This is a genomic window from Mesorhizobium sp. M1312 (assembly GCF_040318115.1).
Taxonomy (GTDB): domain Bacteria; phylum Pseudomonadota; class Alphaproteobacteria; order Rhizobiales; family Rhizobiaceae; genus Mesorhizobium.
The window spans coordinates 1-13942 of record NZ_JAMYLQ010000038.1 but is presented as its reverse complement, the minus strand read 5'-3'; the positions used below and the strand labels follow the sequence as shown (position 1 = coordinate 13942).

Genomic DNA, 13942 nt, shown 5'->3' with positions numbered 1-13942 from the left:
GGCTGGCAACACCCCACGACCATACAAGGAGAAGAGCAATGCCACTGACCATGAACCGCGAGGTTTTCATTACTTGTGCTGTAACCGGTGCAGCTGACACCGCATCGAAATCCCGACATGTGCCTCGGTCGCCGAAAGAAATCGCAGACGCCTCCATCGAAGCTGCCAAGGCTGGTGCTGCAGTCGTCCATATCCATGTTCGTGATCCAGAGACAGGCGCCCCGTCTCGGCGAAACGATCTCTACAAGGAAGTCACTGATCGTATTCGCCAGGCAGACACCGACGTTGTTTTGAATATTACGGCTGGCATGGGCGGCGACCTTATCTTCGGTAGTGTGGAGCAGCCGTTCCCAGTGGCGCCGAACAGTGACTTCGTTGGGGCTTCGGAAAGGTTTGCGCACATTCTTGAGTGCACTCCCGAAATTTGCACGCTTGACAACGGCACGATGAACTTCAACCTCGGCGACTATGTGATGGCTAATCCGCCATCGACGCTTCGCGCAATGGCAAAAATGATGACCGATTTCGGCGTTCGCCCCGAAATCGAAGTTTTCGACACGGGACACTTGTGGTTTGCCAAGCAGCTTGTCGAGGAAGGCCTGATCGAAGATCCCGTCCTCGTTCAACTTTGCATGGGCATCCCGTGGGGCGCGCCGAGCGATCTCAGTACCTTGATGGCAATGGTGAACACGATCCCCTCAAATTGGACCTTTTCCGCGTTCGCTATCGGCCGTGACGCGTTGGCATACCCCGCGGCCGCTGTTCTGGCTGGCGGAAATGTTCGTGTCGGCCTTGAAGACAATCTCTACGTTGGAAAGGGTGAGTTTGCGACCAACGGCCAGTTGGTCGAAAGGGCCGTCAATGTCGTCGAAAACATGGGAGCCAGGATCATTGGTCCGGAGGAAGTTCGCCGCAAACTCAAGCTCACCAAGCGGTAATCTATTTGGGCGGTAAAAACTCATTTTGGCAGGGTCTCGCGACCTGCTGAAGTGAATGTCCGGAACGATCACGCATTCAACTGAGAAAGAGAAACTTCAATGGCTCAAATCAAAAAGGCGGCCAGCATTGGCGGCGGTGTCATCGGCGGCGGCTGGATCGCCCGCTTTATTTTGGCTGGCATCGACGTGAATGTTTATGATCCTCACCCCGAAGCTAAACGGCTCGTTGGCGAGGTAATTGCAAATGCGGAATATGCTTATTCGCTTCTGACAAATGCACCTCTTCCAAAGAGGGGAGCATTGATCTTCTGCGCTTCTCTTGAGGAGGCTGTTAAGGGCGCCGACTGGATCCAGGAAAGTGTACCAGAGCGATTGGACCTCAAGCGCAGCGTGATCACCCAGATCGATCTTGCCGCCGATCCAGAGGCGTTGATCGGATCTTCGACCTCTGGGCTCATGGCGACCGATCTTCAGAAGGACATGAAACATCCAGAGCGGATGTTTGTTGCACACCCGTTCAACCCAGTCTATTTGCTGCCGCTTGTTGAGCTCGTTGGCGGTATCCAAACGAAGCGGGCAGCGCTCGAGGATGCCAAAGCCAGGTTGGCCACTATCGGCATGACCGGGTTGCTTATCAATAAAGAGATTGACGCTTTTGTCGCCGACCGGCTCATGGAGGCATTGTGGCGTGAAGCCCTCTGGTTGATCAAGGATGACATCTGCGATACCGAAACGCTCGACAACGTCATTCGATATTCGTTCGGCCTCCGTTGGGCGCAGATGGGTCTGTTTGAGACCTACCGCGTTGCTGGCGGCGAAGCTGGCATGCGCGACTACCTTTCCAAGTACGGTCCCTGCCTCGAGTGGCCGTGGACCAAGCTAACGAACGTCGTTGATCTCAATCCTGAACTAGTAGAGAAGATCGCGAGCCAGTCTGACGCGCAGTCAGGACAGCGCGGTATTCGAGACCTCGAGCGTATCCGCGACCAGAACCTGGTCGGAATTTTGCAGGCGCTGAAAGTGGGAGATGAGGGGCGCGGCTGGGGTGCGGGAAAGCTTTTGGCCGATTTCGAAACCCACCTTTGGAAGATCGCCCCGAAGGTCGATAACGTTTCACGCGACCAGGCTTTGCGACTTCTCGACGTGAAAGTGCCGGCAGCCTGGATCGACTACAACGGCCACATGACGGAATACCGGTATACCCAGTGCTTCGCTGACGCTACCGATGTGCTGCTCCAGCAATGTGGAGTCGACATGGACTATGTAAAGGGCGGCCATAGCTACTATACAGTTGAAAGTCATGTCCGGCTGCTTGCTGAGGCAAAGCTTGGCGACGCGCTGTATGTCAAGGCTCAACTGCTTCCATCAGACGGCAAGAAGATCCATTGTTTCATGTCGCTGCATAGGGCATCCGACAATGAAGTGTTGTCGACATATGAGAGCGTAATGCTGCACGTTTCCCTGAAGGGGAAACGGTCGGTCCCGCCTCAGCCCGCGATCATGGAAAAGCTCAAACCGATTCTTGAAGCGCACGCGGCGCTTCCGATGCCTGAAGCGGTGGGACGTTCCATTGGGGAGAAGCCGGCTCGCGCATAGCGAGCCGGTAGCGGGAGGTAGCGATGAGGAAAGATCTGACGCGGCTCATGTCGCCCAAATCCGTCGCCATCTTGGGGGGGCGCTGGGCCGATCTCGTGGAGCAAAACTGCCGGAATTTCGGCTTTCAAGGGCCAATATTCAGAGTTCATCCGCAAAAGGCCGCTGCAGGCGTGGAGGGCTTCTGGCCATCTCTCGAGGCTTTGCCCACGGTACCTGACTGCACATTCCTTGGCATCAACCGGGACGCGACGATCGATGCGGTGCGACTGTTACGAGAGCTAGGCGCAGGCGGGGCAGTTTGTCTGGCGTCCGGTTTCGCGGAGCGCTCGGGGGACGGCGGGGTCGACTTTAACACCAGGCTGCTAGATGCTGCGGGAGATTTTCCCTTCCTTGGCCCCAACTGCCTCGGCTTTGTTAATTTCTTTGACCGCATCTCGCTATTTCCGGATCCAGCTGTCACTCAGTCCGTAGATCGAGGCGTTTGCGTTATTTCTCAATCGGGGACGGTCGCTTGTGACGTGCTCTTTTCCAATCGGCATTTGCCGATCGGAAAAGTCTTCTCGGCCGGCAATCAATCGTCGGTGACATCTGTCGATCTCGCTTACGCGGCTCTTGAGGACCCGAGAGTATCAGCTATCGGTATGTACCTTGAGTCTATGGGCGATCCGACCGACCTTAGAGACCTGGCGTGCGCTGCTCAGGAAAGGCGGATTCCGATCCTGATCCTCAAACCCGGCCGCACGGAGTCTGCCCGCAGCATTGCCTTAAGTCATACAGGCGCGATGGCGGGTACCGAACGGTATCTCGATGCGCTTTTGCAAAGAGTTGGTGTGGGCCGGTGTGATAGCATCGCCGAATTCGTTGAAACATTGAAGCTACTTCATGTGCACGGCCCGTTCGCCGGAAACCGCCTGGCGATTTCTGGTGGGTCAGGTGGTGACATGGCCATCGCATCCGATCTGCTCGAAAAGGTCGAGGTGCAATTGCCGCTGATCAAAACCGAGACCAAGGATGCACTGAGCAAAAGCCTGGGCGATCAAGTTACCCTCGGCAACCCTTTAGATTTCCAGACTTTCATTTGGCACGATGAGGAAAAGCTGTGCCAGATGTTTTCTGTGTTCCAAGATGGCGATGCCGACCTCTATGGCTTCTTCCTGGATCACCCGAACCTGGAAGCACAAGCGCATAAGGAAGAGCTTCCGATAAGAGCCTTCCTGGCTGCCGCACGGAAGACGGGAGCCAAGGCTTTCATCGCAAGTACGATGCCTGAGTCCACACCAGCATTTATTGCCGACATGGCCTTGAAATCAGGGGTAGCCCCCATGCAAGGCATGTCAGAGACTTTCCGAGCATTCGAAATTGCCGCGGCCATGGGATCCTCGTGGGCAAACTTCAAGCCACCGCGTCTCGATCGGCGTGCCCATAATGGCTCGATACGCAATTTGAATGAGTTCGATGCAAAGCAAATGCTGTCGTCGGCCGGCATAAAGACGCCGCGTTCCGCCGAGGTTTTTGCGAAGGATGCGCCTCGAACGGCGGAGACAATCGGCTTCCCGGTCGTAATGAAAGTATCCTCCCAATCGATCCAGCACAAAACCGAGCTAAATGGCGTCGCCCTCAACGTCGATAACGTCGAAAAGGCGGAAATGGAAGCGGCCCGACTTGGCGCGATTACTGAAAAAATCCTGGTTGAAGAGATGGTCCACGACGGCATTGCCGAGTTCATTGTGGGTGTCAATGTCGACGATGAGTTCGGCCCGGTCGTTTTGATCGGTGCAGGTGGCGTACTTGCCGAACTTCTTAAAGATTCGATAGTGTTGCTTCCGCCTTTTTCCAGACAGGACGTGCTCAGTGCTCTGAAAACACTGCGGTCTTTCCGTCTATTATCGGGCTATCGGCGGCGCCCAATGGCCGACGTGGATGCTTTGATCTCAGTCGTCATGTCGGTTGCCGAACTGATTCAAGACCCGGCGGCGTGTATTTTCGAGCTCGAAATCAATCCGATCATTGTTCGGGCACAAGGTCTCGGCGCAGTCGCGGTTGACAGCCTTATTAGACTGAGGGGAGAGGAATGAAGATGTCAGGACCTCTGAAGATCGAACAACGAGGCGGCGTTCTGGAGATCGTGTTGGATCGACCGAAAGCGAACGCCATTGATGCTGCTACCTCACGTTTGATGGGAGAAACGTTCCGAGAATTTCGCGATAGCCCGGACCTGAAGGTGGCGATTCTCACCGGCGCGGGAGAGAAATTCTTTTGTGCAGGATGGGACCTTAAAGCTGCCGCGGATGGTGAGGCGGCGGACGCAGATCACGGAGCAGGAGGTTGGGCGGGAGCGACCGAGCTACCCAATCTCAACAAACCTGTGATTTGCGCGGTCAATGGAATTTGCATTGGTGGTGGGCTGGAAGCCGCGCTATCTGCCGATATCATTTTGGCCGCGGAAACCGCTTACTTCGCACTCCCGGAAATTAACGTTGGCGTGGTGCCAAACCTGGCCGTCGTTGGTCTGCCGCGCCGGATTCCTCGCAACGTCGCTTTGGAATTCATGTTTACCGGACGCAGGATGGACGCTCTCGATGCCCAACGCTGGGGATTAGTCAACGAAGTGCTCCCGATCGAGGACTTGATGACACGGGCACGTGAACTGGCAGCGCTCTTGGCGGAAGGACCGCCGCTCGTTTTTGCTGCCATCAAAGACATGATGCGTCGGACCGAGAATATCCCCGAGCAAGCCGCGTTCGAGCACAGCCGCTCTTTGGCATCGGTTCAGAAATGCTTCAATTCTGAGGATCAATCGGAAGGCGCTAGGGCTTTCGTCGAGAAGCGTAAGCCTGTGTGGAAGGGCATCTAGCGCTCTCCACCTATTCAATGCCCCGGTCGCGGCAGGCAGGCGCCCCGGGCCGTTAACACTGCTAATTGCGACGCCCTTGTTGTCGTATTTAAAGCTCATGGAGGGATCAATGGATCTCGCGTTCACAGAAGATGAGAGCAAGTTTCGTGAAGAGGTGCGTCGGCTCCTCCGTGACAACATATCACCGGAAACTCGCCGTAAACTAGCCGAAGGCCAGCACCTATCAAAAAACGAAATCGCCGAGGGGATGCGTGCTCTCCACAAGATGGGCGTGCCAAGCTGGCCGAAGGAGTATGGCGGCGCTGGATGGTCTCCCCTCCAACAATATATCTATGAGGAAGAGCTGCAAGCGTTCCCCGCTGCACGGTTGGCGTTTGGCTATGGTGTTACTCTGGTCGGCCCGGTCATCTACACCTTTGGCAACGAGGCGCAAAAACTGCACTTCCTGCCGCGCATTATCAACGCTGAGGATTGGTGGTGCCAAGGCTTCTCTGAGCCTGGCGCGGGATCCGATCTCGCTTCGCTTAAGACGCGGGCTGTGCGCGATGGCGACCATTATGTTGTCAATGGTCAGAAGATCTGGACAACGGGCGCGCAATATGCGGACTGGATCTTCTGCCTGGTCAGAACAAATCCTGATGTAAAGAAACAGGACGGCATCTCATTTCTCCTGATCGACATGAAGATACCTGGCGTCGAGGTGCGGCCGATCAAGCTGATTGACGGCGGCTATGAGGTCAACGAAGTCTTCTTCTCCGATGTTCGTGTTCCCATTGAGAACCTCATCGGTGAAGAGAACAAGGGCTGGACTTACGCCAAGTTCTTGCTCGGCAATGAACGCTTCGTCGATGCCGGCCTAGGCCTCATTAAGGAACGAGTGCAGCGTGCTAAACATCTTGCCGCGCAGTGCTACGTGGGTGGGAAGCGGTTGATCGACGAAATGGCATTCCGCGAGAAAGTGGCTGCCGTCGAAGTTGAAATGAAAGCTTTCGAAATCACCCAGCTGCGTGCGGTCACCGTTTCTACGCAACAGAACGGAATCCAAGACCCGGCCGGATCCATTCTCAAGCTTAAGGGATCTGAGATCGAGCAGGCGGCCACATTGCTCCTGATGGATGTGGTTGGTCCCTACGTCCTTCCAGATCTGACGGATGGACAAGTCGGTCTCGAAGACGGGCAATCGGTGGGGCCCGAGTGGGCCAAGACGATCGCGCCGTTGTATTTCTACAGTCGCGCCGCAACGATCTACTCTGGTTCAAGTGAAATCCAAAAGAACATCATCGCGAAGGTGATCCTTGGCCTCTAGAACTTAGGGTCGCGTCGGAAAGGAGATCGGCCGTGAATTTTGATCTATCGGAAGAGCAGCGGCTCTTGAAAGACAGCATCGAACGATTGATGCACGACAAATATGGTTTCGCAGATCGTGGGCGTTATCAGACTGAGGAACGCGGCTACAGCGAAACCATGTGGGCAAACTATGCTGATCTAGGACTTCTCGCGCTGCCATTTGCCGAGGAATATGGCGGCTTCGGCGGCGGCGCGGCCGACACGATGATCGTTATGGAAGCATTTGGCGGGGCTTTGGCTCTAGAGCCGTATTTTTCAACTGTGGTGCTTGCGGGCGGGATCCTTCGCCACGGCGCAAGTGAAGCGCAGAAGTCGAAATTCATTTCAGCCATCGCTCAGGGTCAGGCGAAAATGTCCCTTGGCTACATGGAGCCCCAGTCGCGCTATGATCTTTTTGATGTCGAAACCCAGGCAAAGAGAGACGGGGACGAATGGATCCTAAACGGCATGAAGGCGCTCGTGCTGCACGGGGAGAGCGCCGACAAGTTCATTGTAACGGCGCGCACGTCCGGCGAGTCGCGACAAAAAGAAGGTATCGGCCTGTTTCTGCTTGACGCTGACACACCAGGACTTAGTCGCCGCGGTTACCCAACCCATAGTGGATCGCGCGCTGCCGACATAACGCTTGAGAATGTGCGGGTTGGCTCGACAAACGTGATTGGAGACCCGGCAGGGGGATTCCCAATCCTGTCGCGAGTAGCGGACGAGGCTGTTGCAGCAGTATGTGCTGAAGCGCTTGGGGCCTTCGGCAAAATGCAAGCGATTACACTTGACTACCTCAAGACGCGCGAGCAGTTCGGCAAGAAAATTGGTAGTTTCCAGGTCCTGCAGCACAGGGCAGTCGACATGCTTGTCGATCTCGAGCAATCACGTTCGATGGCAATCTACGCCGCGGTGATGGCTGGAGAGGAGGATGCAACAGCACGGGAACGGGCGATCTCGGCTGCAAAAGTGCAGATTGGCCGGTCCGCAAAGGCAATCGGTCACACATCGATCCAATTGCACGGTGGCATTGGAATGACGATGGAGCACAGCATTGGGCACTATTTCAGGCATGTCACCATGATAGACACGCTGTTTGGCGACGCAAATTATCACCTGACGCGACTTGCCGCTCTCGGAGCTACAAGTGGCGAGTAACTGAGGAAGGTTTTGCCTTCGCCAAGTCTGGGCGTCCCATAAGATCACAATATGCTTCCGGAATTCCTGTTGACGTCGCCCCAAGGAGTGACACCGTCGGTCTGGCTTATCCAAGGCTACGTCGTGCACGCCTGCAGGCGAAGCCTAACCCGATATCAAAGCACCGAATCGTTGGAGGAGTGAGTTGAATAAAGTCTTTAATGACGCTGGTTCCGCACTGAACGGCTTGCTGTTTGAAGGCATGTCCATTGCGGCAGGGGCTTTGGCCTTTGCGGAATTCCGGAGCTTTTGATCGGCGCGATCCGAGACGCCGGCACGACGGGGCTGACGATTGCATCGAACAATTGCGGCGTCGACGATTTCGGGCTCGGAGTGCTGCTGAAGACAAAGCAGATCAAGAAGATGATCTCGTCGTACGTAGGCGAGAACGCCGAGTTCATGCGCCAGTACCTGAGCGGTGAACTGGAAATCGAATTCAATCCGCAGGGGACGCTCGCCGAGCGCATGCGCGCTGGCGGGGCCGGCATCGCCGGCTTCTATACCAAGACCGGTGTGGGCACCCTGGTCGCCAAGGGCAAGGAGCAAAAGAGTTTCAACGGCGAGACCTATGTGCTTGAAACCGCTATCATCGCAGACCTGTCGATCGTCAAAGCCTGGAAGGCGGATACGTCGGGCAACCTCGTTTTCCGCAAGACAGCACGCAACTTCAACCCGCCAGCCGCCACCTGCGGAAAGTTTTGCGTGGCAGAGGTCGAGGAGATCGTACCTGCCGGAACCCTCGATCCTGATCAGATCCACTTGCCGGGGATATATGTGCATCGCCTTGTCCGGGGCGAGCACGAGAAACGTATCGAACGGCGCACGACACGCGCGCCAGCTTGAAAGTAGGGAGAGACGAATGGCTTGGGATAGAACCCAGATGGCGGCGCGGGCCGCGCGCGAACTTGAAGACGGCACCTACGTCAATCTCGGCATCGGCATTCCGACGCTGGTCGCCAATCATATTCCCGAGGGTGTTCACGTGACGCTGCAGTCGGAGAACGGCCTGCTCGGCATAGGTCCCTTCCCGACCGAAGACGAGGTCGACGCGGACCTCATCAATGCCGGCAAACAGACGGTGACGGCACTGCCGCATTCGGCCTTCTTCGACTCTGCGCAAAGCTTCGCAATGATCCGCGGCGGCAAGATTGCCATGGCTATCCTCGGCGCGATGGAAGTTTCAGAGAGCGGTGACCTCGCTAACTGGATGATCCCTGGCAAGCTGGTCAAGGGTATGGGTGGCGCAATGGATCTGGTTGCCGGCGTAAAGCGAGTGGTCGTCGTCATGGACCATACCAACAAGGCAGGGGAGTCGAAGATCCTAAAAGCGTGCACACTGCCGCTGACGGGCGAAGGAGTGGTTGATCGGATTGTTACCAATCTTGGCGTCCTTGATGTCGTCGCCGGTGGGTTGAAGCTAGTGGAACTCGCCGACGGCGTGACTGATGATGAACTACGCGGGGCTACCGAAGCAACGATCGTTAACTGATAGGGAGGCGCGCCACCGAAAGTCAGGGCGCCGCTTACGAGAAAAGGAGCCATCATGAGCAAGACTTCAATCGTCATCGCCAGTGCCGCACGCACGGCCGTCGGCTCCTTCAACGGCGCCTTCGCCGCCACCCCTGCGCATGAACTCGGTGCCGTCGTCATCAGGGAGCTTTTGTCGCGCGCCAATGTCGAGCCGGGCGAAGTCGATGAGGTCATTCTCGGACAGGTGCTGACGGCGGCGCAGGGCCAGAACCCAGCTCGCCAGGCGTCGATCAATGCCGGCCTGCCCAAGGAAACCACCGCCTGGGGGCTCAACCAGGTTTGCGGCTCTGGCCTGCGCGCCATCGCGCTCGGCATGCAGCAGATCGCCACCGGCGACGCCAAGGTGATCATCGCCGGCGGCCAGGAATCGATGTCGCTGGCCCCGCACGCTCAACACCTGCGTGCCGGCGTCAAGATGGGCGACTACAAGATGATCGACACCATGATCAAGGACGGGCTGTGGGATGCCTTCAATGGCTACCACATGGGCAACACGGCCGAAAACGTCGCACGCCAGTTCCAGATTACCCGCGAGGACCAGGACCGGCTCGCATTGGCCTCCCAGAACAAGGCAGAGGCCGCGCAGAAGGCCGGCAAATTCAAGGACGAGATCGTGGCTTTCACCGTCAAGGGCAAGAAGGGCGACACCATTGTCGACCAAGACGAATACATCCGCCACGGCGCCACGATCGACGCCATGACAAAGCTAAGACCGGCCTTCGATAAGGACGGTACCGTGACCGCCGCCAATGCCTCCGGCATCAACGATGGCGCCGCTGGCGCGCTGCTGATGAGCGAAGCAGAGGCGCTGAGGCGCGGCATCACCCCGCTGGCGCGCATCGTGTCCTGGGCAACCGCCGGCGTCGATCCGCAGATCATGGGCACCGGCCCGATCCCCGCCTCGCGCAAGGCGCTGGCCAAAGCCGGCTGGTCGGTCGGTGATCTCGACCTTGTCGAGGCCAATGAGGCCTTTGCCGCGCAGGCCTGCGCCGTCAACAAGGACATGGGCTGGGATCCCTCGATCGTCAACGTCAATGGCGGCGCCATCGCCATCGGCCACCCGATCGGCGCCTCCGGTGCCCGAATCTTCAACACGCTGGTCTACGAGATGCGCCGCAGAAGTGCCAGGAAAGGCCTCGCCACGCTGTGCATCGGCGGCGGCATGGGCGTCGCTCTGTGCGTGGAGGCGATTAACTGAGCCAATAGCGAAAGGGGAGCAGTGAAGGCCGAGATAGCTGATCGATTTCGCCCGGTGCGCCTTCTCTTCCTACGCCGATCTCCTGTTTGGCGATTTGATAGATGATTTACGATGACTGTCAGCGCGTCTCCACCACGCGCGATAGCGATTTTCATCTTCGCACCTGCACAAAAATGTGCCAAACGCGGCACACATGGTTGGTAACGTTGGGGAAGGAGCCTTCTTGAGTGCTGTTGCTAACACCAAGGCGATCACACCGCCGGATATTCGTTCCCGGAAGGGTGGCACGCCGCTCGTCTGCCTGACGGCCTATACCACGCCGATCGCAAAGCTCGTTGATCGGCATTGTGACATTGTTCTCGTTGGCGACAGCGTCGGCATGGTGCTCCACGGCTTGCCGTCGACGTTGGGCGTGACGCTTGAGATGATGATCATGCACGGCCAGGCCGTGCGCCGTGGCCTCGAGAAGGCGCTGATGATCGTCGACATGCCGTTTGGCTCCTACGAGAAAAGCCCCGAGCAGGCCTTCCGCAATGCCGCACGTGTCATGACGGAAACCGGCTGCGCGGCGGTCAAGCTCGAAGGTGGCGAGGCAATGGCCGAGACGATCCGCTTCCTCGCTGCACGCGGCGTGCCGGTCATGGGCCATGTCGGTTTGACGCCACAGGCGGTCAATACCTTCGGCGGCTACCGCGTGCAGGGCAGAGGCGGTGATGCGGAGCGCGTCGGGGCGGACGCGCATGCCGTGAGCGAAGCTGGGGCATTCGCGGTGGTGCTGGAGAAGGTCCCCGAGGCGCTCGCCCGCCGGATCACCGCAGAGGTAGCGATCCCGACGATCGGTATCGGCGCCTCGGTGGCCTGTGACGGGCAGATTCTCGTCGTCGACGACATGTTGGGCATCTTCGGCGACTTCCGGCCCAAATTCGTCAAGCGCTATGCCGAACTCGGTGAGATCGCCGAGGCGGCGATCGCGGCTTACGCGCAGGACGTGCGCGACCGCAGCTTTCCAGCGGCCGAGCATGTCTTCGGCGATACTCCAAGCACGGTCAATGGTGGAGAAGCAGCATGAGCATCGCGATCGCACGAACCGTCGCCGAATTGCGCGTGGCTGTCGCGGCATGGCGTCAGAATGGCCTCAAGGTCGCTGTCGTGCCGACCATGGGTGCCTTGCATGAAGGCCATCTGAGCCTGGTGCGTGCGGCACTCGGCAAGGCCGACCGGGTTATCGTGACGCTGTTCGTCAACCCGAAACAGTTCAACAGCGCGGCCGATCTCACGGCCTACCCGCGCACCGAGCATGACGATGCCGCCAAGCTCGCGCCGCTCGGCGCTCATCTGCTCTACGCGCCAAATGCGGCGGACGTCTATCCGGAAGGTTTCGCCACCACGATCTCGGTGCGTGGAGTGAGCGAGGGTCTTTGCGGCGCGTTCCGTCCCGGCCATTTTGACGGCGTGGCAACTATCGTCGCCAAGCTCTTTCTACAGACGCGTGCTGATCTCGCCTTCTTCGGCGAGAAGGATTTCCAGCAACTGCACGTCGTTCGCCGGCTCGTGCGCGATCTCGACATTCCGATCGAGATTGTAGCCTGTCCAACGGTACGTGAAGTCGACGGCCTGGCGATGTCGTCGCGCAATATCAGGCTCTCGGTCGAGCAGCGTTTGGCAGCGCCAAGGCTCGCCGAAGTCCTGTCCACTTCGGCCGAGCGGCTGTCGGCAGGAGCGCCGACAGAGCTTGTGCTTGCCGAGGCCAGGCAAGCGATCCTCGCCGCCGGTTACGACGAAGTCGAATATCTCGAGCTGCGAGCAGACCAGGATCTTTCGCCTCTTTGCGCCGCGGACCGACCGGCCCGCCTGATCGTCGCCGCCTGGCTCGGCGGGACGCGGCTTATCGATAACGTCGGAGTTCTGCCCGGGCAGCGCGAAGGCGAGCTGCTCGCGACAGCCGATGCCGCATAATTGAGCAGTCGCAAAGCTTGGACAAACGTTCGTCGCCAAAATGATCCAACGGATATCAGTAGCAGGGAGTGCACATGGTCTTTCGATTGAAGGAGCGCCTCGGCAGGAAGTTCGAAGAAGAAGTGCAATTCTTCAAGGGCTGGCAGAAGGACAAGAAACGGGTGGGCGCGCTCATGCCAACGTCCATTCATGCCGCGCGTCGCATGGCAAGCGTCATTAACCCGGCATCCGGATTGCCGGTTCTTGAACTTGGCGCGGGAACTGGCGTCATCACCAAGGCAATCCTCGAAAGAGGCATCAAGCCGCATCAGCTGATTTCGGTCGAGTATTCCAAGGATTTCTATCAGCGCCTGAAGCGAGCCCTTCCGGGCGTGGATTTTCGACTGGGCGATGCGTTTGCGCTGAGAGACGTGCTCGCCGAGCGGAGCGGGGAGCAGTTCGACTGTGTCATAAGTGCGGTGCCGTTGTTGAGCTTTCCGATGGAACAGCGTGTTGGCCTTATTGAGGATTTGCTGGCCCGGATACCGGATGGCAGACCGGTGATTCAAATCACCTACGGACCCTTGTCGCCGGTGATCAAAATGCCCGACCGCTATGTCGTGTCTCACTATGATTTCGTCGTCCGCAACATCCCGCCCGCACAACTCTGGACTTACCGACGCGCGGTCTGAGGCGCAGGACGAGCGGAAGTGGCGGCATTCCGCAAAATCAAGCTGAAGACAGGACGGTGGTCATCACGAAGGCCGAAACAATTGCGCTTTTTCTTGCTGCCACCGCTTTGTGGGCAGAGGCGCACTCAACAAGACCTCCGTGCCGCAGGCAGCGGCACATGTGCATTCTCCGCCCGGTTGTTCAATCCCTTATGCGACCGATGCTCGACGTCCGGCATCACCTGTCGCCTGGCTGCTCCATAGGAGCGCAGCTTGTCGGTGATCATGCACTTCGGCGCGACGCCTTGCCTCTTCAGCAGCCGCGTCAGCAAGCGCTTGGCCGCTTTGGTGTTGCGGCGGTTCTGGACGATCTCGTCGAGCACATAGCCATCCTGGTCGACGGCGCGCCACAACCAGCGTTTCCTGCCGGCGATGGTGATGACGACCTCGTCCAGGTGCCAGACATCGTTTCGGCTGCGCTGCTTGCGGCGCAAGCGGCGAGCGTAATCCGGACCGAACTTGATGCCCCACCGGCGGATTGTCTCATACGAAACCGCGATCCCGCGCTCCAGCAGCATTTCCTCGACCAGACGCAGGCTCAAGGGGAACCGTAACCATTCGGCCAAGGCCGCGGTGGTGCTATGATTTCGGGCGAGGGTTTTCTGCGGTAGGTTTGGGCGGTGCGTGGCCCGCA

The 13942-nt window shown here is 58.1% G+C and carries 11 protein-coding genes and 2 pseudogenes; 12 read left to right on the top strand and 1 reads right to left on the bottom strand.

What is annotated here, in order from left to right; all coding sequences use genetic code 11:
• The first annotated feature begins 38 nt into the window (after nt 1–38).
• The 12 genes and pseudogenes from bcoG to pmtA all read left to right on the top strand — a co-directional run bounded on the left by bcoG (nt 39) and on the right by pmtA (nt 13269).
• Entirely contained in the window at nt 39–938 is a 900-nt protein-coding gene (gene bcoG / locus NKH36_RS30385) for a 3-dehydrocarnitine:acetyl-CoA trimethylamine transferase BcoG (protein WP_352963634.1), read from the top strand.
• Nucleotides 939–1037: 99 nt separating this feature from the next.
• A complete protein-coding gene (locus tag NKH36_RS30380; RefSeq protein ID WP_352965706.1) occupies nt 1038–2534 on the top strand; it encodes a carnitine 3-dehydrogenase in 1497 nt (498 codons plus the stop codon).
• Nucleotides 2535–2557: 23 nt separating this feature from the next.
• A complete protein-coding gene (locus NKH36_RS30375; protein WP_352965703.1) occupies nt 2558–4609 on the top strand; it encodes an acetate--CoA ligase family protein in 2052 nt (683 codons plus the stop codon).
• A 2-nt stretch (nt 4610–4611) separates the two neighbouring features.
• On the top strand, nt 4612–5388 hold the full coding sequence (locus NKH36_RS30370; protein WP_352965727.1) for an enoyl-CoA hydratase-related protein: 777 nt from the start codon (nt 4612–4614) through the stop codon (nt 5386–5388).
• 109 nt (nt 5389–5497) lie between these two features.
• A complete protein-coding gene (locus NKH36_RS30365) occupies nt 5498–6694 on the top strand; it encodes an acyl-CoA dehydrogenase family protein (protein WP_352965701.1) in 1197 nt (398 codons plus the stop codon).
• Nucleotides 6695–6726: 32 nt separating this feature from the next.
• The gene (locus NKH36_RS30360; protein WP_352965700.1) at nt 6727–7875 is read left to right on the top strand and encodes an acyl-CoA dehydrogenase family protein; all 1149 of its coding nucleotides are present in this window, start codon (nt 6727–6729) and stop codon (nt 7873–7875) included.
• A 241-nt stretch (nt 7876–8116) separates the two neighbouring features.
• Nucleotides 8117–8757: pseudogene (locus NKH36_RS30355) on the top strand (CoA transferase subunit A).
• A 16-nt stretch (nt 8758–8773) separates the two neighbouring features.
• Nucleotides 8774–9403, top strand: a complete 630-nt coding sequence (locus NKH36_RS30350) for a 3-oxoacid CoA-transferase subunit B (protein WP_352965699.1) — start codon at nt 8774–8776, stop codon at nt 9401–9403.
• A 54-nt stretch (nt 9404–9457) separates the two neighbouring features.
• The gene (locus NKH36_RS30345) at nt 9458–10642 is read left to right on the top strand and encodes an acetyl-CoA C-acetyltransferase (protein WP_352965697.1); all 1185 of its coding nucleotides are present in this window, start codon (nt 9458–9460) and stop codon (nt 10640–10642) included.
• 223 nt (nt 10643–10865) lie between these two features.
• Nucleotides 10866–11711, top strand: coding sequence for a 3-methyl-2-oxobutanoate hydroxymethyltransferase (gene panB, locus NKH36_RS30340; protein WP_352965695.1), 846 nt, complete (start codon nt 10866–10868; stop codon nt 11709–11711).
• The gene (gene panC / locus NKH36_RS30335) at nt 11708–12598 is read left to right on the top strand and encodes a pantoate--beta-alanine ligase (protein WP_352965693.1); all 891 of its coding nucleotides are present in this window, start codon (nt 11708–11710) and stop codon (nt 12596–12598) included. The genes panB and panC overlap by 4 nt, the downstream gene beginning before the upstream one ends.
• Nucleotides 12599–12672: 74 nt before the next feature.
• A complete protein-coding gene (gene pmtA, locus NKH36_RS30330; protein WP_352965691.1) occupies nt 12673–13269 on the top strand; it encodes a phospholipid N-methyltransferase PmtA in 597 nt (198 codons plus the stop codon).
• 134 nt (nt 13270–13403) lie between these two features.
• Here pmtA and NKH36_RS30325 read toward each other — a convergent pair.
• A pseudogene (locus tag NKH36_RS30325) lies at nt 13404–13942 on the bottom strand (IS6 family transposase); the annotation flags it as partial.